Annotated in this window: 17 protein-coding genes and 2 pseudogenes; 13 read left to right on the top strand and 6 right to left on the bottom strand. The window is 39.9% G+C overall.

The genetic code is table 11. The features are described 5' to 3' along the window. The first annotated feature begins 127 nt into the window (after positions 1 to 127). Complete coding sequence (locus tag WJR50_RS32675; protein WP_341297527.1) at positions 128 to 493, top strand: DUF3885 domain-containing protein; 366 nt, start codon at positions 128 to 130, stop codon at positions 491 to 493. Positions 494 to 636: 143 nt separating this feature from the next. Here WJR50_RS32675 and WJR50_RS32670 read toward each other — a convergent pair. Both WJR50_RS32670 and WJR50_RS32665 read right to left on the bottom strand, forming a co-directional pair. Continuing rightward, positions 637 to 1,910, bottom strand: a pseudogene (locus WJR50_RS32670) (IS256 family transposase). A 98-nt stretch (positions 1,911 to 2,008) separates the two neighbouring features. Further along, positions 2,009 to 2,785: a tRNA(His) guanylyltransferase Thg1 family protein gene (locus tag WJR50_RS32665; RefSeq protein WP_341297526.1), complete on the bottom strand. Its 777-nt coding sequence runs from the start codon at positions 2,783 to 2,785 to the stop codon at positions 2,009 to 2,011. Between the two features lie 377 nt (positions 2,786 to 3,162). Between WJR50_RS32665 and WJR50_RS32660 the strand changes: the two genes are divergently transcribed. From WJR50_RS32660 to WJR50_RS32605, 12 genes and pseudogenes are all read left to right on the top strand, one after another. Continuing rightward, a complete protein-coding gene (locus WJR50_RS32660; protein ID WP_341297525.1) occupies positions 3,163 to 4,005 on the top strand; it encodes a helix-turn-helix domain-containing protein in 843 nt (280 codons plus the stop codon). A 192-nt stretch (positions 4,006 to 4,197) separates the two neighbouring features. Further along, a complete protein-coding gene (locus WJR50_RS32655) occupies positions 4,198 to 4,629 on the top strand; it encodes a nuclear transport factor 2 family protein (RefSeq protein ID WP_341297524.1) in 432 nt (143 codons plus the stop codon). A 37-nt stretch (positions 4,630 to 4,666) separates the two neighbouring features. Beyond that, a complete protein-coding gene (locus tag WJR50_RS32650) occupies positions 4,667 to 5,422 on the top strand; it encodes an SDR family NAD(P)-dependent oxidoreductase (RefSeq protein ID WP_341297523.1) in 756 nt (251 codons plus the stop codon). A 265-nt stretch (positions 5,423 to 5,687) separates the two neighbouring features. Then, a complete protein-coding gene (locus WJR50_RS32645; protein WP_341297522.1) occupies positions 5,688 to 7,076 on the top strand; it encodes an FAD-binding oxidoreductase in 1,389 nt (462 codons plus the stop codon). Between the two features lie 33 nt (positions 7,077 to 7,109). After that, complete coding sequence (locus tag WJR50_RS32640; protein WP_341297521.1) at positions 7,110 to 8,741, top strand: GMC family oxidoreductase; 1,632 nt, start codon at positions 7,110 to 7,112, stop codon at positions 8,739 to 8,741. A 162-nt stretch (positions 8,742 to 8,903) separates the two neighbouring features. Continuing rightward, positions 8,904 to 9,335, top strand: a complete 432-nt coding sequence (locus WJR50_RS32635) for a DUF3237 domain-containing protein (protein WP_341297520.1) — start codon at positions 8,904 to 8,906, stop codon at positions 9,333 to 9,335. 238 nt (positions 9,336 to 9,573) lie between these two features. Next, entirely contained in the window at positions 9,574 to 12,093 is a 2,520-nt protein-coding gene (locus WJR50_RS32630) for an ABC transporter permease (RefSeq protein ID WP_341297519.1), read from the top strand. 102 nt (positions 12,094 to 12,195) lie between these two features. After that, positions 12,196 to 12,627 (top strand): annotated as a pseudogene (locus WJR50_RS32625) (nuclear transport factor 2 family protein). Between the two features lie 194 nt (positions 12,628 to 12,821). Further along, on the top strand, positions 12,822 to 15,290 hold the full coding sequence (locus tag WJR50_RS32620; RefSeq protein ID WP_341297518.1) for an ABC transporter permease: 2,469 nt from the start codon (positions 12,822 to 12,824) through the stop codon (positions 15,288 to 15,290). A 38-nt stretch (positions 15,291 to 15,328) separates the two neighbouring features. Then, positions 15,329 to 15,820, top strand: a complete 492-nt coding sequence (locus tag WJR50_RS32615; RefSeq protein WP_341297517.1) for a Cif family virulence factor — start codon at positions 15,329 to 15,331, stop codon at positions 15,818 to 15,820. Between the two features lie 430 nt (positions 15,821 to 16,250). Then, on the top strand, positions 16,251 to 17,357 hold the full coding sequence (locus WJR50_RS32610) for a Fic family protein (RefSeq protein WP_341297516.1): 1,107 nt from the start codon (positions 16,251 to 16,253) through the stop codon (positions 17,355 to 17,357). A 255-nt stretch (positions 17,358 to 17,612) separates the two neighbouring features. After that, positions 17,613 to 18,233 (top strand): HD domain-containing protein, encoded by a 621-nt coding sequence (locus tag WJR50_RS32605; RefSeq protein WP_341297515.1) that lies wholly within the window; start codon positions 17,613 to 17,615, stop codon positions 18,231 to 18,233. A gap of 60 nt (positions 18,234 to 18,293) precedes the next feature. Here WJR50_RS32605 and WJR50_RS32600 read toward each other — a convergent pair whose 3' ends face one another. From WJR50_RS32600 to WJR50_RS32585, 4 genes are all read right to left on the bottom strand, one after another. Further along, positions 18,294 to 19,316 (bottom strand): type II toxin-antitoxin system HipA family toxin, encoded by a 1,023-nt coding sequence (locus WJR50_RS32600; RefSeq protein ID WP_341297514.1) that lies wholly within the window; start codon positions 19,314 to 19,316, stop codon positions 18,294 to 18,296. A gap of 6 nt (positions 19,317 to 19,322) precedes the next feature. Beyond that, entirely contained in the window at positions 19,323 to 19,646 is a 324-nt protein-coding gene (locus tag WJR50_RS32595; RefSeq protein ID WP_341297513.1) for a HipA N-terminal domain-containing protein, read from the bottom strand. Then, positions 19,643 to 19,852: a helix-turn-helix domain-containing protein gene (locus tag WJR50_RS32590; RefSeq protein ID WP_341297512.1), complete on the bottom strand. Its 210-nt coding sequence runs from the start codon at positions 19,850 to 19,852 to the stop codon at positions 19,643 to 19,645. Before WJR50_RS32590 ends, WJR50_RS32595 begins: the two co-directional genes overlap by 4 nt. A gap of 562 nt (positions 19,853 to 20,414) precedes the next feature. Next, positions 20,415 to 21,338: an IS630 family transposase gene (locus WJR50_RS32585; RefSeq protein ID WP_341297511.1), complete on the bottom strand. Its 924-nt coding sequence runs from the start codon at positions 21,336 to 21,338 to the stop codon at positions 20,415 to 20,417. Positions 21,339 to 21,502 lie beyond the last annotated feature (164 nt).

The following is a 21,502-nucleotide window of genomic DNA, read 5'->3' as shown; positions in this document are numbered from 1 at the left end:
ATATTAGATGGCATCCACCAAATCGGACAAGAACTGGCTGAAATGAATCTCATCCTAAGATGAAAATTGAAGTAGAAAAAGTGCCTTCAAAACTGTTAAAAGGAGGTATTTTTATTTTATACAAAGCATGAGGAAGCAACTAGAATCATATCTGGATTATTTGAAGGACAGTCAAATAGACCTGACTGACTTTAACACCATCGAACGTAATTTGAAATTTCATTTGCGGTTTGAACTAGGTGATCCCTTTGAAAACGGAACTGAAGAACGTGTAGATCAGGTGACAAAAAGAGCAACTGAACTTTTTGAGAACCACATTGAAAACTCTGAACTGTACATTTTAACATATGATTTTGGAGATGATTTGTTTGCTAGAACGCCATCCTATACGAGCTGCTTGATAAATCTGACCTCGCTAAGGCAGAATATCAGGAACGTCTTGCAACTCGATATTTTATTGATGAAGAGGTTGAGCGAGAGAGCGGTCAGCTAAACATTTACTTCGGCAAGGAGGACTACAATGAACTGTGCTTTTTTAGTTTTCTTTAACGTTCGTTGTTATTGCAAAGATGTGAATTTCGTGGGGCCACCCCGTGGTAAACCCGCTAGGGTTTTCCCCAAATTCACATCCTCCCTTCAGATTTTTAGATGCTTATCCAGCTGATCTTCATAAATAATGGCCAGTTGCTGGATCACTAGGGCCCAATTGTGTACAGGCATACTCCACTTAGCCATAATATTCCGAGAAAGGAGGTATACCAGTTTAAGGACTGCCTGATCAGAGGGAAATACTCCCGCGTGGCGTCCACTTTATTCTTAGTATGTTTTCTAACTTGGCGGTGATAGCTCTCTATTGGATTATTGGTATAAATGGCTTTCCGGATTACTTTGGGAAAATCAAAGTAAGTAATTAGCCTTTCCCAGTTATTGAGCCAAGATCGGACTAAGATCGGGTACTTGGCTTTCCATCTACTTTCTAGTTCCAACAAATTGTTCTCCGCTACCTCAAGAGATGTCGCATGATATATAGCTTTCAGATCTTTGAGGACCTGCTTGCTATCTTCATGAGTCACATAGCGGAGGCTATTACGGATTTGATGTACAATACATAACCGGGCGTCGGTCGCTGTACTCTGGCTTTGGGAAAGATACTTTCTATCGCCTCAGAAAAACCCGATAATTATCAATACAGCAGCCGCTGCGGCAGCAGATCAGTACATCTTCTCTACCTCTGGCTTGGAGATCACTTAAAACGCTGAGCCAGAACTTAGCACCTTCGTTTTCACCAAGATACAGCCCCAGCAGTTCTTTATGCCCATCTGTACGAATAGCCAGAATATTGTATATAGCTTTATTGACTACCCTGCCATTTTCTCTCACCTTAAAATGAATGGCATCCAAGTAAACAATCGGATATAGAGCTTCCAGAGGCCTGGAACGCCATGCTTCAAGTTCAGGGATAATCTTATCCGTAATCTGGCTCAGCTTTCCAGCAGTGGCAGCCGCGCTGACACTTCCAAATCGTATATCTCAGCCAGATGTGCGCGAATGTCTTCGTAGCTAATCCCTCTGGCATAGAGTTTAATAATCTTCTCTTCCAGGTCTTCTCCGAGGTATACCTCTCGCTTACCAATAGTTTCAGGCTCAAAATTACTACTCCGATCGCGGGGAGTCTTCAAATCAACCGGCCCGCTGGTTGTTTTAATCTGCTTCTTAGAACTACCATTGCGGCGATTGCCACCACTACGCTCTTCCTCATGTAAGTGATGATCAAGTTCTACTTTCAGCGCTTTTTCTAAAAAGCGTTTCAGCAATGGTGTGAGTACGCCTTCTTTACCGAGTAAACCTTGACCATTTTTGAGGCTTTTAATAGCCTCTTTTTCAAATTCATTAAAATCAAAATTAGTCATGTGTCAAAGGTATTAAGTTATCTCTTTTGACACAGTTCAATGAAGTGACTCTTTATTGCTAATCCTTGCTGACATACCTAACTACAAAATTCTTCAAGTCAAGATTTACCCAATTTGTCAGCACTTAAAATAGCCATCATAAATTCATTGTAAGCATCTCCCATAGGAAGGTTCATGTCTACTTTCAACTGTCTTCTAATAGCTGGCTCTTCCTGTTGCTTTATTGGATTCCAACCCATTTTCTCATAGTTCTCCCAATACACCCCCACTCCTCTTTTTTGCCATAGTGGCAGGTCATTAAAGTTGATACCATTTTGAAAGAGGAGTTCGTTCTTAAAAGCCACAGATTTACCCTCTATTTCACGTGTTGCCTTTGTTTCACTTTTACCTTTCTCTCTTAGCATCCAGTAACAATGGGCATTTAATGCATTTCTATGAGCATCTTCGTTGCGCCATCTAAAATAATCGGCCACATCTTCTTTTCTAGGAATTTGAGAGATCCTACAATCAAAGGAGGCTAAATCTCCTAGAAGTAGTGAAAATTTAGCACTGGCCTCTCCTGCAAGTACAGAGTTGAATTTTCTCAGCTTCCTAGAAAAAGTATCCTCGTTGAGATCAAAAAGGAGGGAAATTTCATCGCTTTCGGTATATCCATAAATAATATTGAAACCACAGCTCATGAGGTGCTTTACTGTTTCTACCATATAGTCCCTGAAGGTTTCATCAAATGGTCTCTGAAAGTCGTGCTTCTTCTTTGTCAAGCTTGTAAAACCTCTACCATCAATTCTGGCTACCATGTAGATATTTGGCAGTACACAGAAGTCATGACTAGTCTCATAAACTCGCATTTTTTTATCTAGCTCATCAAATTTCATTTTTTACTTATTCTGATATGACAATTTACTTATCTCCATAGCTTGAAAATATACTGAGTTTAATAAATATCCTGGCAATCTCGAGCAATTTCTGGCAATATGCTATAGCAAATGGCAATGATATTTACCAAATAAAGCATTGTATTTCCCACTCCCTGCAAAATCACTGCACTTCACTGCAAAAAAATTGAAGTAAAATTAAAAATGAGATAATTTATATCTACTGAACTTTATTTTCTTTTTATACTTCACAGTTACTTCATCATCCCCTGGCTGATCAACTTGAAGAGCTGCTCTTGAGCTTGCAACATTTTGTAGGGCTCTTTATGATTCAAAAAAAGTATGAGAAACAGCTTCGCTATAAACAGTAATGCAACATGAAAACGTCTATTCAGCCAAACCCTAGTCTAACAATTTATCAATTCAACCAAGCTCTTGTTCATTATAACCTGTCTTGCTTTAATGTTAAATTTAATTTGGAGGAATACTTTGATATTTGCTTTCCTAATCTTGGCTTTGTTACCTTAAATTTTACTTCTGGTGAGAATTTTCATCAATCCTTTCCTGAAAACGACATTCAAGACAGTATTAATAGCCATATTTATACTTCAGGTCTACTTTCTACAAAACCTTTTATAAGTAGACAAATTGGCAATGGAGAGTTAAATGGATTAAAAATGCATCCTGTAGTTGCATATCATTTACTCAGAGAGCCAATGGTAAATATTACGGATAAGCGGATTGCGCTTTGCGATATTTTTGGACGAAGTTGGAGAGTATTAAATGTGCTTGAGAATGAACAAAATATTAATTCATTTCAAGATAAACCTCTCTCAAAGTTCATTATCAACCATCTGCCCTGCTGGATAAAACTCCAGCAAGATCCAATATACCATGCTGTAAATATAATTATCAAAAATAAAGGCTTAATTAAGGTAAGAGAGCTTGCCCGCAGGGTTTGCTTAACTGAAAGGTCATTGAACAGAAAGTTTACAACTGAGGTTGGTCTTTCTCCAAAAGCTTATGCTAAAATATGGCAGTGGCAGTATGTCGCTGAACTGCTATACATAGAACCTTCTATTAGTTTACAGGACCTTGCCTTTAAAACCGGGTACTATGACATTTCACATTTGATCCATGACTACAAAGTAAGAACCGGTAAAACTCCCAACGAATTTCAGAAACAGATCAATTTTTTAATTGAATCCTATATAGAGTAAGGCTGTAGGAGATATTTTGTCCGATTTTTACAGTAAGCTATGTGAAAAGAATTTTAGATTTATTACAGGGGGTGACCTAAGAATTTCTCCCTATATCTTTTCCAGCTATGTGTTTAGGAACAAATACCATGGAAGAACAAGCCTTATCCGTAAGTATACAATTGCTTTTCAATTCACTTAAATCTATAAACTATGGATACTCCAGACAACAACCTTGCTTTAATTCGCAAAGCCTATGAAGCATTTGGGCATGGCGATATTCCTACAGTAGTTAACATGATGACTGAAAACATTGTCTTTCAAGTAGCTGAAGGCGGTCCCTATGGTGGCACTTATCATGGTCATGATGAGGTACTCAACAGCATATTCATGCGACTGGGTAGTGAGTGGGAAGGCTTTAAGGTTAAACCAGAAGAACTTATTGATAAAGGAGAAGTGGTTATAGCCCTGGGAGAGTATAGTGGAATCTACAGAGCTACTGGAAAACTTCTAAAGTCACCCTTTGTACATGTATGGAGAATCAAAAATGGAAAAATCTATCAATACCGGCAGTATACTGACACTGCCATTTTCCAGCAAGCAGTGGAAGGGCCACAGAAGCACGATATCGCAAGCCAGATGTAGGAAGGTATTACCGTCAATAGGATAAAAATGAATTTCCATGGATCTAAAACTGAAAGGTAAAAATGCTGTCATCACCGGTGGCAGCAAAGGTATCGGAAGGGCTATCTCTTTTGCTCTTATTGCAGAAGGAGTAAATGTGGCTATCTGTGCTCGTAATGAAGGTCCATTACGGCAAACCGAGAAAGAGCTACGTACAAAGGGAGGCTTGGTTTATGCACAGGTTTGTGACGTGGGCCAACCACAGGCACTGGAATCGTTTATAACACAGGCTAGGCAAGAGTTGGGCAGCATTGACATTCTGATCAATAATGTTTCTGCTTTTGCAGGTAGTGATGAGCTCCCAGACTGGGAAGCCAGCATCAACATTGATTTAATGGCCTCTGTACGGGCCAGCAAACAGGTAATTCCCTGGATGGCAGAAAATGGGAGCGGTACAATTCTATTCGTTTCTTCTATTGCTGGTATGGAGGTAAATTTCACGGTTTCCTATGCAGCTGCTAAAGCTGCCCTGATCAGTTATTCCAAAACGCTGGCTATAACATTGGCGCCCCAGGGTATTCGTGTCAATACCATTGCCCCCGGAGCTATCGAATTTGAGGGAGGCTTCTGGGCGATGATTAAGGAAGAGAATAGAAATTTTTATGATCAGGTATTAAACTCAATTCCCTCAAAACGTATGGGCACAGCAGAGGAAGTAGCTGATCTGGTAACTTTCCTAGTCTCTGATAGGGCCAGTTGGGTTTCAGGTGCTTGTATAGCTGTTGATGGAGGACAACATAGAGGAAATCTGTAGTGCTTGTTTTCTACTATTTAAGAAATAGAATTTATGCTTACTCCATAAATTCTATTTCTTCAGAATGATGCTTCAGAAATAATCAATTACTAGATGAAAGGAAATTGAGCTACAAAAGACTGAGGTAACATCTTACAAATGTAACCCCTGAACAAATGATGTAACCTGTAGAATAACAGCGTTTGGCCACTTGTGCCTAAATTTATTATAGCGCTAATATGCTCTTTTCAAAAATATATACAATCAACCTTAAACCAACCAAGCTATGTCTACTCTAGCAAGTACAATCCAAAAAAATGACCCTATCTCTCAAGCCCTCCTTGAGCAATTAAAACAAAGGCTGAGAGGGAATTTGCTCTTAAAAGGTGATGATGGATATGATCAGTCACGCTCTCTATGGAATGGCATGTATGATAAGCATCCGGCACTCATTATCCGTGCCGCTGGTGTATCTGATGTGATACAAGCCGTTAATTTTGCCAGAACTCATCAGCTCACACTGGCAATTAAGAGTGGAGGTCACCATATGGCAGGAAAAAGCAGTTGCGATCAGGGCTTACTACTGGATATGTCGCCCATGAAAGGAATCTTACCAGATCCTAAAAACAAGACCGTAAAGGTTGAGTCAGGCGTATTATTGGGGGAGCTTGACCAGGAGACACAGACTTTTGGCATGGCAGTGCCTGCTGGTGTGGTTTCTCATACCGGTATTGCTGGTCTTACCCTGGGAGGAGGACAGGGTTGGCTGATGAACAAATACGGACTTTCGGCAGATAATCTGCTCTCTGCTGATCTGGTACTGGCTGATGGTAGCTTTGTCAAAGCTAGTCCTGAGGAAAATCCTGATCTCTTCTGGGCAATCCGGGGAGGAGGGGGTAATTTTGGAGTAGTCACCAGCTTTGAATTTCGTATGAATGAAGTAGGGCAAATGCTGGCAGGTATGCTCATCTATCCGTTGGCTGAGGCCAGAGAAGTGATGAAGTTTTATGCCCGATTTGCTATGGAAACTCCTGACGAAATGTGCGTAATAGCAGTGCTGGGAAGCCTTCCGGACGTAGGCAAAGTAGTAATTCTGGCAGCAGGCTGGTGTGGTGAGTTGAAAGAAGGGGAAGAAGTACTTAAGCCCCTACGAAACTTTAAAACTCCAATTGCCGATACCATAGCTCCAATCAGATATGTGGACTTGCAGAAAAGCTTTGATACTACTTTTCCCCATCATCAACATTATTATGGAAAGATGGGGTATACCACTGAGCTAAGCGACAGTTTTATTGACACCCTAATCACTCACTTTGAAAATTTCACCTCAGACAATTATTATTCTATGTTCAACGTCATGAAAGGAGCTCTGACCAGGGTTTCTCCTGATGCTACTCCTTTCCCCTATCGTAGAAAACAGTTCTATTTTGATAACCTGGCTGCCTGGCAAGACCCTGCTGAGAATGATTTACACTTTAAAGCAATGCGTCAGTTGTGGAAAGATTTGGAACCTTATACTGAGGGCACAGCGGTTAACTGGCTGATGGAAGATGACGGAAACGAGAGGGTACAACAGGCATACGGTGATAATTATCAGCGGTTGTCCGAAATTAAGCGAAAGTACGATCCTAACAATTTCTTCCATATGAATAAGAATATTTTGCCAGCAAAGTAAAGCTAATTACTAGCCATTAAAAGGTTAAATGATATGTCTATTGACCCCAGTAAGGTTTCCGTAAGCGCATCAAGGAGAGAGTTTCTTAAAAAATCCACAGCAGTCATTGGTGCTAGTTTAACTACCCCTTTGTATGCTGATGCCCTCTTGGAGACATCTCAAAATCAATATGATTATATTATTATTGGTGCTGGTTCAAGTGGTTGTGTGATAGCTAATAAGCTTAGCGAAGACCCCTCTGTTAATGTACTACTTTTAGAGGCAGGAGGGCCTGATAAGAAACCTGAGATTCATCAGGCAGATCAATGGAGATCTCTTAGAGGGAGTGAGGTAGACTGGAACTATACTACACAAGAAGAGCCTTTCCTCTATGGCCGTAAGATCATTTGGCCCAGAGGTAAAGTATTTGGTGGAAGTAGTTCTATTAATGCAATGCTTTATACAAGAGGACATCGGTCAGACTATAACCATTGGGCTGCAATAGGTAATGAAGGTTGGTCTTATAATGAAGTTCTGCCATATTTTATCAAATCTGAAAATAATCAAAATGGATCCTCAGCTTATCATGGATCAGAAGGGCCTTTGTACGTTTCTGGTAAATCATGCTCAGAAGGAGCTTGTTTCATATTTGTAGAAGCAGCTATGGAATTAGGCTATCATGGTCCAGATTGGGATTTCAATGGGGCTCAACAGGAAAATGGCGCTGCTATTTACCAATTTACCATGCAGGGAAATACCCGGCAAAGTGCAGCAACTGCCTATTTGACTCCTATCCTTTCACGCCCCAACCTTTCAGCACAACCCTGGTCACATGTTAAAAAGCTTTTGTTTTCAGGTAACAAAGTAGTGGGCGTAGAGTATTGGCAAAATGACACTCTTCATCTGGCTTACTGCCAAAGAGAAGTAATAGTAAGTGCCGGTGCTGTAGAATCTCCTAAGATACTAATGCATTCGGGCATAGGTGCTGCCGATCATCTTCGGTCACATAATATAAAAGTGGTAGCTGACTTACCGGGCGTTGGCAAGAACTTGCAGGATCATGTTACAAGTGCGGTTATTTATAATTCCCCAGTAAGACAGCCGCCGCTTGCTTTTCCTCAATGTGCGGGCTTGTTCACGCACACCAAACATGCATCTGTTAGCGAAGCACCTGATCTACAGTTCATGTTCTATCACATCATCAATGAATCTGTAGGTTCTTCTCTGATATTTCTTCCTATTCTGGCAACTCCAAAAAGTAGAGGAAGTATTACCCTCCAATCCAATGACCCTTTTATTCCTCCCATCATCCAGGCAAATTATCTAAAGCAAGAGGAAGACTTACAGGTTTTAGTGGAAGGAATAAAGCTCACTCAGGAAATCGCTCAAACCAAGGTATTTCTTAAGCAACAGAGTGAAGAACAAAATAATCCTTTTCAAAATAAATCTGATCAGGAGATTAAAGAGCAAATTTGTAAAACCGCCAGTACCATGTACCATCCAGTAGGTACATGTAAAATGGGTATAGATCCTATGGCAGTAGTAAACAAGGATTTAAAAGTACATGGAGTAGAAGGTTTACGTGTAGCAGATGCTTCAATCATGCCAAAACTAACAAATGCAAATACCAATGCAACATGTATTATGATTGGAGAATACATAGCAGAAAAGATGAAAGAAATATAATAATTGCTTTTAGTGGATAAAGTTCATGTATGCAAGTCTTTAATCTTTTAGAGTCCTTGTACTTAATTCTACGATAGCGACTAGACTAAACAAATCAAAATATGAAAGATATGTATCAATCAGGGAGAAAAATGTTATCTGTAGGATCCACTCTTATTTGAAATGGAAGCGGAATTAGAGCCTCCCCAAATCATCGGAGCTACTCCTGGTGGAACTCGCCGTATCTATTATGCAAAAAGAGGGAGTTTTCAAGGACCTCAGATGACTGGAGAGCTTCTTTCTGGAGGTGGTGATTGGTCATTAAATCGTACCGATGGAACATATGTTCTAGATGTGAGATGCATACTTAAAACAGAAAAAGAGGATTTGATATACGTGAATTATCGAGGATACATCTATTTACAGTCAGGAGAAGTTAAACAACATAGGCAAGGCGAGAAGCAGAATTTAGGAAAATACTATTTACGAACTGCGCCTTTTTTTGAAACTTCATCAAAAGAGTACGATTGGCTAAACCGGGTTTTAGCAATAGGAGTTGGTGAATATTATGAAGATCAATACAAAGTATCCTACAATGTTTACCAAATTTCATAATTCCTAAGTGTCTCCCTGGTTGGATCTTACAATACTATTGTGAAAATTCTTTTTCAAAATTTCTAGAGATTTGTATTCATTGTTGAGCTTATGCTCTTACTATGTGCTGCTGTGCGGAAAATGCCCCATTTTACATCGTATTAAGCTATATACTGCAAAATAACTGCACTTCACTGCAAAAGAATTGTAGTGAAAAGAAAATAGAGCTAGCTTCAGTATATCTACAAGCCAAACTGCCATGTTCAGAAACTACCTCATCACAGCCTGGCGGAACATTCTGAAAAACCGCACTTTTACTATTATCAATGTTTTAGGGCTCGCCTTTGGGATGGCTGCCTGCATGCTGGTCCTCCAATATGTAGGCTTTGAACTTACCTATGACTCATTTCATACAAAGAAAGATAGAATTTACAGGGTTGGCATAAACGTTTTTAGAGAGAATACCTGGACTAAATGGCTGGTAACCGGACCAGGCTATATCCAAATCAAACAGGATTTTCCTGAAGTGGAAAACATGGTTAGACTGGTGGATATTTGGGAAGTACTTTTGACTCATGAATCCGAAAAAGGAGAACCTGTACATCAAAATGTAAAAGGTGTTTTCTATGCTGACTCTACTTTATTCGAGGTGTTTGACTTTAAGTTATCTCAAGGCAACCCGGATAAAGTATTGCGTGAACAAAACAGAATGCTCATCAGTGAATCTACTGCAACAAAATGGTTCGGAGATCAAGATCCTGTGGGGAAAACCCTGATCTTGAATAGAGTAGAATCATTTGTAATTGAAGGGGTATTTGAGGATGTGCCAAAAAATTCTCATATACATTTTGACTACCTGCTTTCATTTTCATCCTTAAAACCTCGTTTTTACTTGCCTTTGGACAATGAGATGCTGCCTTTAGACAATGATATGCTTTTTGATGACACTTATACCTACCTACTTTTGCATAATGGTGTGGAGCCTCATGATTTCATAAAGAAGCTAAATTCTAAGCTTAAAAGTTATTTTGCCTACTTAGGCAGAAGTTTTGGTGAATGGTCTGGAAATTTCTTTTTACAACCTTTAAGAGAAATCCAGACAACTACCGACTTAAAAAAAGATGTTGCTCCTCGTCAAAACCCGGGTAAGCTTTATGCATTGGCTTTGGTGGGTATTCTCATCCTCTTTATGGCCTGGATCAACTATATTAATCTGGCTACAGTTCGGTCTATTGAACGGAGTAAAGAGGTAGGCATACGAAAAGCAACAGGGGCTACTCGTATTCAACTGATTGTACAGTTTATGACTGAAGCAATCATGTTAAACATAGTATCTTTCCTGTTGGCGATAATAATTACAACTTTATCACAATCTTATTACAGTCAAATTACCGGTTGGACAGATGCCTCACAGCTTTGGTATCTTCCTTCATTCTGGATTACCCTAATTATTTCATTTTTACTTGGTAGTTTGCTATCAGGATTATATCCTGCCTTTATTATTACTGCTTACCGGCCAGTCAAAGCATTAAAAGGAGGATACAAAAGTTCAACAGGAGGAAGGAATATCCGTAATATTTTGACAATAGTACAGTTTGCGGCTTCTGTTACCTTGATTATTGGTACTTTAATTATTTATAGTCAGATTAGTTTTTTGCAACATCAGGAGCTTGGATTTGAGCAGGAGCAGACATTTGTGATACGTGTTCCTATCCATAATACCGCATCAGAGGGTTCTTATGATGTTTTTAAACAAAGGGTACAAAATATCAAAGGGGTGCACCAGGTGACTTCTTCATCCAATATTCCGGGAAAGAAAAACCCTAAAGGAGAAGGTTCCAGGATTAGAGTTCATAAAAAAGATGACCTAATAGAACTTCATGAGTTTGATACTTTTGGCGGAGTAGATTATAACTTCTTAGAATTTTATAATATAAAGTTGAAAGCAGGACGTGATTTCCAATCAAATAACCTGGCAGACAGAACTGCTTTCATTGTAAGTGAAAAAGTAGTTAGCAGATTAGGATTTGGTAGTTTGGAAGAGGCTATAGGAGAGCCTTTGATATTGAATTCTGGATATAGATACAAAAATAGCACTATAGAGGAAAGCAAGGGATGGATTATTGGTGTGATTGAAGAAGTTGATTTAGTAGCGCCAAACCTTAGGAAGCATGAAGCCGGATCATCGGGGGATTTAGGGTTAATCCTTACTCTAAAGGATTACTTAAGCCCATCATTTGTGCCACAATTTTTCTGCTTAAAAGTGGACATGAGCAATTGGAAGCAGACAGAAGCCCAGATCAAAGCAGCTTTCCAGGAGGTGTACCATGATGAATTGTATGAATACTTCTTCCAGGATGAGTATTACAACCGTCAATACCAGGCCGATATACAATTCCTCAGTATCTTCGTGTTCTTTGCCTTACAAGCCATCTTCATCGCCTGCCTGGGGCTATTCGGACTGGCCGCTTTCCAGGTACAAAAACGCAGCAAAGAGATCGGCATCCGTAAAGCCCTGGGTGCAACCATAGCGGATATCTGGCTGCTGTTGGCTAAGGACTTACTGAAAGCTTTGCTGATTGCCTCAGTTATCGGTATACCATTGATCAACTACTTTATGAAAAGCTGGTTGGAAGAGTTTGTCTATAAAATACCCTTGAGCTGGTGGATGTTCGTTATGCCCGTGCTATTGTTGATTCTCATCGCTTTACTCACCGTCAGTCAGCATTTACGAAAAGCTGCCAGGCTTAACCCGGTGAAGCTGCTCAGGTATGAATAAAAAAGATATGTCCTTTTGAAAAGGGAAATATATAGTTCAAAACCAATCTCTTTTCTCTTTTACACCATAATACTCAATTTTTCACCCTAAAAGTCAATTATCATGGAAAATCAAACCCTTCAACAACCACTATCCACCCACCAAGCGGATCGTTGTCCTGAATTGCAGGCTATTCAGGAAGTCATCAACCTCTACATTGATGGCATTAAGAATCATAATGCTGATTCTCTAAGAGAAGCATTTCACCCTCAGTCCGCATTTTTTTGGATGGAATGGACTCGCCGAGGCACTTTATGAAACTACTAGCCAGGTCCTCATTGATCATATAGCTTCAACGCCAGCTCCTGACACACCGATAAGTCAACTTCTTGTGTCATTACATCTCTTCGGGTGAATGGTAAGGCTGCTTCTGTAGAGTTAGTGATGGACAACTACCAAGGATGTAACTATGAGGATTACTTCCATCTGCTCAAAATAAATGGCCGCTGGTGGATTGTCAGCAAAACTTTCAATGGTGATCCGGTAGCCCAATAAAATCAATAGAATGTTGGACAAGCAACTCTCTGACTGAAAACGGAATACAGTCAGTGGGTTGCTTTCTCCAATAGAACAACCTGTACTGGAGATAATAGTTGTCTCTCCCTGCAAAATCACTGCACTTCACTGCAAAAGAATTGTAGTGAAAAGAAAATAGAACTAGCTTCAGTATATCAACAAGCCAAACTGCCATGTTCAGAAACTACCTCATCACAGCCTGGCGGAATATCCTGAAAAACCGCACTTTTAGCCTGATCAATGTCTTAGGATTAGCTTTGGGGCTGGCAGCCTGCCTGCTGGTGCTGCAATATGTTATACTGGAACTAAGCTATGATAGCTATCATCAAAAGCACGATCAGATCGTCCGTATTGGATTTGATTACAATTGGGAGGAGGGAGGATTTAATGTAGCCCAGAATAGCCCAGTGGTGGCAAATCTTCAGAAAGATTTTCCTCAAATTAAAGAGTATGTGAGACTCAAGCCATTAGGAGATGCTATTTTGAGTCATCAAGAAGCCAATGGCCAACTTACACACGTAAAGGAGAAAAAGATTTATTATGCGGATTCCACATTATTTGATGTATTTGATTATAAACTCCTTATTGGAGACAAAGAAAAGGTATTAAGAGACAAAAATACTATAGTAATTACGGAATCTGCTGCTCAAAAGAGATTTGGCAATAAAGACCCGATAGGAGAAGTGGTGAAGCTGAACTATGAAGAGGAGTACCTCATTGAAGGCGTTTTGGTCGATCCTCCATTAAACACACATATCAAATTTGATTTCCTGATTCCTTATGTGCAAATAGGAAATAAGGAAGCAACTTCAGTACTTAACCTTGCCTATCTTTTTGTGCTTTTAAGAGCAGATACTGAACCCCAGGAGTTTGAAGATAAAATCAACATGGTTTTTGATGATTACCATGACCATATAAACCCGGTTCAAGGTTGGTGGGGGGGATTTGTGGTTGACCCACTAGATGAGATACATTATACGCAGCACTATTACTACGAAACTGATGCAACGCAAAGAAAAGATAAATTGTATGCATTGGCACTGGTCGGCATATTGATTCTTACATTGGCGTGGATCAACTATGTCAACCTTGCAACCGCTAAGGCAATCAACAGAAATATTGAAGTAGGGGTACGTAAAGTTTCAGGTGCTCAGCGCCATCAGTTGATCAGGCAATTCTTGATAGAATCCCTTATGACAAACGCTCTAGCATTTTTATTGACTTGTGTATTGGTTATTCTCTCCTATTCCTACTTCTACAAAATTACAGGGTGGGTAGATGGCTCAACCCTATGGTCATATCCTAAATTCTGGATCATTTTAGCGCTTGTTTTTCTATTTGGAAGTTTTTTATCCGGTATATATCCTGCTTTAATCCTTGCTTCATTTAATCCGGTAAAGGTGTTGAAAGGGCAGCTTTCGCGTGCATCAAATCGGCAGTATGTGCGTAAGGCTTTGGTTATGTTTCAGTTTAGCTGTTCTGTTGCTTTGATTACGGGGACTTTTATCATTTATCATCAGGTCAGCTATTTACGCTTGATGGATTTAGGCTTAGATATGGAGGAGACATTTGTCATAAAGTTACCGGTTGAGAAAGATGAAACTTATCTGCATCGTACCCATCAAATTGCAAGAGAAAAGATGCTCTCTTTATCAGGGATTAGTCGATTTACTGCTTCTGAGTCTCTTCCTGGTGATATCAATAATCTGGGGCAGCTCGTCGCTTACAAGAAGTATACGCCTACAGAGAATGAGTTAGTTGGTCTTGATGGAGGAGCGGTAGATGCAGATTATTTAGACTTTTATGATATTAAACTTCTGGCAGGAAGGTTTTTCAGCGCAGACATGCCTGCTGATACTTCAGCCATTGTTTTAAGCAAAAGGGGTATAAAGAGATTAGGATTTGAATCCTCAATGACTGCGGTTAATCAAAAAATCTATGCTGCCAGTAGTATTCATCATACTCCAAAAGAAGTAAAAATTATAGGTGTAATAGAGGAGATTAATTTATTAGCTCCGAATCTACGTAAAGAAGAAGACGATTTGGGGCCTGGTAAGAGAGGTATCGGTCTTTATCTTGCTCATGGTAGGCAACAAGCTTCTATCTATAAGTATTACAACCTCAAAGTAAACATGGCGACATGGCCACAATTGCAGGCTTCTGTTGAAAAAGAATTCAATGATATATATCCTGATAAAGTATATGAGGGGTTCTTCCTAAATGATTTCTACAATCGCCAATATGAATCAGACATACAATTTGGGAATATCTTTATATTTTTCACTTTGCAGGCCATCTTAATAGCCTGTTTGGGACTTTTCGGATTGACTGCTTTTATGATAAAAAGTAGAAACAAAGAGATTGGCATCAGAAAGGCTATGGGAGCTGCATCTTATCATATTCTCTTTTTGTTAATTGGAGATGTTGGTAAAAAATTACTCCTGGCCTTTGTAATTGCAATCCCAATAATCAACTACTTTATGAAAAGCTGGCTTCAGCAGTTTACCTACCAAATTAATATAAGCTGGTGGATGTTCGGATTACCATCCGCCTTTATGATTTTAATAGCTTTTCTCACTGTTAGCCAGCATCTGCGGAAAGCTGCCAAGCTTAATCCGGTCAAACTGCTCAGATATGAGTAGATTTTAAAGTTTGGTTTATCAACCTAAAAAAACTAAATATGAAAACCTCTCTAATTTTCATCATGTTGCTTTTCACAGCTCAAGCGTGGTCACAGCAACTAGCCGAGCAGGCTAGAATTAAAGATATACTTGAAGGGCACACCAGAGCCTGTATGGATAAAGATGCCGAAAGAGCAATCAGTTATTTTGCCAACTCTCCTTATCTTGCAATCTCATACCAGGAGCCTGGGTCTGGCTATATCAGGGGATACGAGCAGGTATGTGAGACTTATCGGCGTGTGCTTAGTGCTGGAAAGCAGGAAAAAGATGTTAGAAAACTCTATACCAGCGAATATCAATTCAAGATTAACGGTCAATATGCATGGGTTACTTTTGCCGAACTACTAGTACCTGACAATGGTGGAGAGAGTGAAAAGGTATTCAAAGCTTGTTATCTTGAAAAAATTGACCATGTCTGGAAAATTATTGGAAACTACTGGATGGCTGAAATGAAAGTTTCTGGTGCAGCATTAGTCACAGATCAGTATTGATTAAAATTGTTAAAATAGATGGTTACCCGTGCTATTGTTGATTCTCATCGCTTTACTCACCGTCAGTCAGCATTTACGAAAAGCTGCCAGGGTGAATCCGGTGAAGCTGCTCAGGTATGAGTAGGACACATCTGAGGGATAAGCACCGGTTTTAAGAGAAATGTGATAGCAATATTTAGCAAGCAAGGAGTAGCAATAAAAGGCAATTTTTTCAATATTCAGCAATAGTTGATCAGTAGAAGGGTCAAAAACGCTAATTTTCAAATACTTTGAGGGTTTCATACTGCTTTATTCTTATTGCCTCAAATTGCCGATCCTTGCTGAAAGAAAATTCTTTTTTTCAGAAGAAGTTTATTTGTGAGCCAATTAACTCTAATAATCAACTCAATATAAATTGATTTTTGAGCCAAATAAGCCTTATATTCGGCTCATGATCTATAATTGGCAACATCCGGAATGGCCTGAATTCAAGTACAGCCTTGCAGAAGTAGAAGAATTACTGTTTGACTTTGCTCAGAAAACAGGAAGAGTAAGTGGGCTCCTGGAAGGCTTACCAAAGGAGATGCAGACAGAAGCCATCATTGATATCATGGTGTCTGAAGCGGTGAAGACCTCTGAAATTGAAGGAGAGTATCTGAGTCGCCAGGATGTGATGTCTTCTATCAAAAACAACCTGGGACTGCTACAGAAGCTAGAAAAGGTGCATGATCAGAGAGCAGAAGGAGCAGCTGAGCTTATGTTGGATGTCCGCAATAGTTATGCTGACAAGCTCACAGAAGAAAAGCTATATAGCTGGCACCAGATGCTTATGAAAGGAAATACCGTAATTAATGCTGGCCAGTGGCGGACTCATGAAGAGCCTATGCAAGTGGTATCAGGTGCTATGGGTAAAGAAAGAGTACATTTTGAAGCTCCTCCTTCTTCACGGGTACCAGGGGAAATGACTCGTTTTATTCAGTGGTTCAATGAAACTGGTCCGGGAGGAGAGGATGAGATAAAAAAACCAGTCATACGTTCAGCCTTAGCCCACCTTTATTTTGAAAGTATCCACCCTTTTGAAGATGGTAATGGGCGCATTGGCAGAGCCATTTCTGAAAAAGTTTTATCTCAAGGCATAAAAAGACCTGTATTGCTTAGTCTATCCAGGACCATAGAATCAAATAAGAAAGCCTACTATGAAGCCCTTCAGACAGCACAAAGATCAATAGAAGTTACTCCCTGGCTTAGCTATTTTGTACAGGTAACTATTGATGCTCAGGAAGATGCTGAAAGGTTGATAGGTTTCACACTGAAGAAAAGCAAGTTCTTTGATCGCTATAAAAGCCAGTTGAATGAGCGTCAGCTGAAGGTAATTAGCAGGATGCTGGAAGAAGGGCCAAAAGGTTTTGAAGGAGGGATGAATGCCAGGAAGTATGTCTCTATTGCCCAGACCTCCAAAGCAACAGCAACCAGGGATATGCAGGACTTGGTAGAAAGAGGAATATTCATACCATCAGGAGGGGGGAGAAGTACCCGGTATGAGATAAATCTTAGCTGAGGAATAACTACTTTTCCGATCTCCAAAATTCAGCAATATCTGGCAAGCAAGGAGTAGCAAGCCAAGGCAAGTTCCAGCAATAAGCAGATAAGAATGTCAGCGGAAGACTCCAAAAGCTTCTTTTTCCTCTTGTTTTAAAGGTTCACTGTGTTTAAAATCTCATTGCCTGAAATTGCTGATCCTTGCTGAGGTTACTTTTTGTAAGTTTGTAGACCTCAATCTTCCTGTATGGTTAGAAAAAGCAAGACTATAAAAATGGACAACCTAAGGATAATATGGCATGAGCTAAGCTCCAAATACAGCAGTAATACCAAACTTGTTGAGAGCTTGTGGGAAGAGATTGAAAAGAGCTATACCGACAAAAAGCGGCATTATCATAACCTGGCACATTTAGCATACATGATTGGCAAGGCTATGGAGTGCAAAGACAAGTTAGCTGACCTGGATACGCTCCTGTTTTCCATATTCTACCACGACATCATATACAGCACAAAACGAAAGGATAATGAGGAAAAAAGTGCTGAGGTCGCTCAGAACAGACTTACTAGCCTCGGAGTCCCTACCAGCAAAACAGCCAAATGCCAGCAGCAAATACTGGCAACTAAACATCACCAGGATAATAATGACAGCGATACAAACTACCTGGTGGACTTTGACCTTGCCATTTTGGGAGAGAGCCTGGAAAAGTATCATGACTATGCAAAGAAAATCAGAAAGGAGTATTCTATGTATCCGGATTTTCTATACAAAAAAGGCAGAAAGAAGGCACTTCAGCACTTTCTAGCCATGGAGGTAATTTTCAAAACAGCCGAATTTCGGAATGACTACGAACAGCAGGCCAGAGAGAATCTAAAGATTGAATTGCAACAGTTATAGGAGGTCATTGATACTAAAGTGCTTTCATAATAAATAGCAAGCATTTAAGTACGCTCAGCATTATCGTTTCATTTTTTTCAATCTGGTCTGGTATGCCTGAAGATAGTTGCGCTTAAATCGCTCATCAAGAAAAGAAGTGCTGATCAATCCTTCTACTTTCTCTGTATTTGAAAGCATACTTTTTAAAACATTGTCTACCTGTTTCTCCGCTATACCAGCCTCTGAGGCGAGTATAACGAATTGCTCCCTCACTTTTCCCCTGTTCATACTTTTTGGCAAAAGTCCTTCGTCCAAAGCAAAATCTGAATCATTGATATGTATGCTGGTATTCAACAGATCATATGCTGGGCTCAGGCGATAATCTCCAAAAAAGGTTTCTAGCAGAGAGAAGTTTTTGAAATGTGCATCTCCATTAGAAAAGAGATAGTTAAAAATAAGTAGCTTTAAGAGTTTGGGAGCTTCTAATTTATAGGCAGGCAAATACTTTCTCATTAGCTCAAAAAGCTCAAGATAGCTACCCAGATACTTGTAATGCTCTCCATGAGTTTGTGGGGTCCTCCCAGCTAATGAGGCAAAATCTTCCTTGGCCCACTTGGTAAGATGCGATACATCACTTTGATTTATTGTTGTAGTCTCAACGATATCAAATCTTTTGGTGATGTAAGCGGGTTCTCCATTCCTGAAGAAAATCAAAGCATTCTCAGCGGTTTCAATGCCAAAAAACTGCCTGGCAATCTGCATGGTAAGGTGTTCATTGGCGGGCATTTGCGCGGCATTTTTAACAGGATAAGGTATAGGTTTTAGGATATATTGGCCCTGTTCCCCTTCATTGACCAACCTAAGCTTATTTTTTTCCAGTAATACAGAGAATTTTTCCTGAACTCCGGAAATGGAAATACGCTTATGGTTTTCTGCAAAGAGTAATTGGTTGTCCTCACTGCTGGCAGGTGAATCATAAGGTAAAATATGATGCACTTTTCGTCCTTGAAACAAACGGTTTAAGCATGTTTTACTATAAGTTGTATAACCAGTTGCCAAGGTACCGGGGCAGTGAGTTATCTTAAGATCTGATAAGTTACTCATCTCAGCTTATTCAGTTTTGTGCACAGTAATGGCCCCTATGGTGTCATATTTGGCGGTTGTCAGAAGTAAACCAAAGTAATCCTCTTTATCCAGCCGCTCTAGTCTGCAAACAATTTTTTTATTAGTACCCTCAGGTAACATATTGAAAAAGAAAGGAAAAAGATATTCAGCATGGTGTTCTTGCGCTGTTTTTGGGAGAGTAAGACTGATAGAGGGCTTTTTTTGATCAGCCATCCAAAGGTCGGTGTATTTATAGGTAAAGGAGCCATTATCATGCTGAATAAGCATACCCGCTTCTTCTCCTTTATAGAAAATCTTTGCCTTTCTCATGAATCAGCAGGCATTTTCTTGATCTTTAAGCAAACTTCCATTCCCAATACATCTGCCAGTTTCACCAGGGTTTTAAGTGTTGGATTACCTTTACCTCTTTCAAATTGCTTGAGGGTCCGGAGTCCAACCCCTGATAGCGCTGCCAGATCTTCCTGCGAAACCTGAAGAACCTCTCTTCTCTTCTTAATATCCTGAACTAAGTGCATTATACTGCTCTTTTTTCAGTAAATTTACTGGATTTACAATAAATAACAGCATAAAGTGCATTAAATTGCACCTAAAATTTAGGTGAGTTGTCATAAAGAAGTTGTTCATGCAGCCTGAACTTGTTTGCGTATTTCTTAAAGCCTTATCATCTACTGTTTATTGAGCACCTAAGTTTAATGAGCTCTTGCCTCTTGAAGGGGCTGCATGAAGACCTGCCATACTGAGTATAGCTTGAGCGTTCTGAGGATATCTCTCATCAATAGTCTGTAGCAATTTGAGAAGTACCCTACTGATTAAGATCAATGCCAGGACTGACTTAAATCATCCCGTTTGTCTGTCTTAATCTCTACCTTCATTTTCATCAATCATTATGTGCATCCAATCCTTTACTAAAACCACCATCTATGTCCAGTTTATAGTTCAACAAGTTAAGATTTGTGATTTTTCGTACCGCTGGAAATTCAATGTCATCAGTGTCCATAGTTTTTCCTGGTGCCTATCATCATTGATTGCATCAAGCACTTCCACGACTTTTTTCTCAAAGGACTCCCTAGTGCAATGTTATTGTTTACCCAATATTGCTTTGAGGTACTTCCATAGTCTTACAGTAATATTGAGGTTTGGCGAGTAGGCTGGTAAAAACTCTAGTACCACATTGAGCCTATGGGCACATTGTTTGACATAGCTGCAATGTTGGTATCGGGCATTGTCTAAGACAATGTGTAGTGGCCGTTCCTGGATTGGATAGCATTCAGCACGTAGCCACTCCAAGTAGCTTACCATAAACTCAGCATCAATATAGCCCTCATTGTACATGGTGTGTACCTGATTAGTCCTTAGGTCATAAGCTCCGTAAACATTGATCCTGTAGCGACCATGCCCACTAGGCTGGTAGATGGGATACTTGCTCCAGCGGAAACTACTGAACTTGCCATAAACAAAATGGGCTGCATCTCCAAAGACCAGATCAAGCGCTCTGGCGTTAGCTTGTACGCCCAGGGCCCTGAGTTTGCCAATATAATCTTGCTGCCTGGCTTGCCAAGCATCAAAATTATCAATTTTACCCGGAAAAGTGCCTGTTTTCCTATGCTTATAACCAAGTTGGTGCAACAGGTGCCGTACGGCTTCTTTGCTCCGATTGTAACCAAAACCTGAACGCAAAACTTCGCTAGCCTCGCTGACTGTAGCGCATTTACAGGCATGCAGCGCTTCATCCACTTGCTTATAGACAGGATGCAGTGCATGCCGGCTATAGGAATAATTCAACCGCCTGACTTCATCCAGACCGCCACTATTGTACATCTTTATGTAATTGGTCACCGTATTGGCATGGCAGCCTACTATATCAGCGGCCTGCTGACGACTGTAACCTAAGTGAAGCAAATATAAAACATTCATTCTATCTCTTATCAGTCTGCTTTTCTGCGTTTTCCTTTCGTTATTTATGCTATTGGCATCAGTTTCTCTGAGGCTAAAGGGGAGCATGCTTTTTGTAGTGTGGTTAACACAAAAATAAGGCTCCCCAAATTTTCACAAATCTTGACTTGGAGGACTATAGATCTTATCAAAAATCATAAGTTTGCGAGTTGGAGGCTTCAAAAAATAGCCCATCTATTTTTATTTCAGTGTTATACTGGTTTTGCCTACAC

Source organism: Catalinimonas locisalis (genome assembly GCF_038039535.1).
Classification (GTDB): Bacteria; Bacteroidota; Bacteroidia; order Cytophagales; family Cyclobacteriaceae; genus Catalinimonas.
This window is presented reverse-complemented; position numbering and strand designations above follow the sequence as displayed.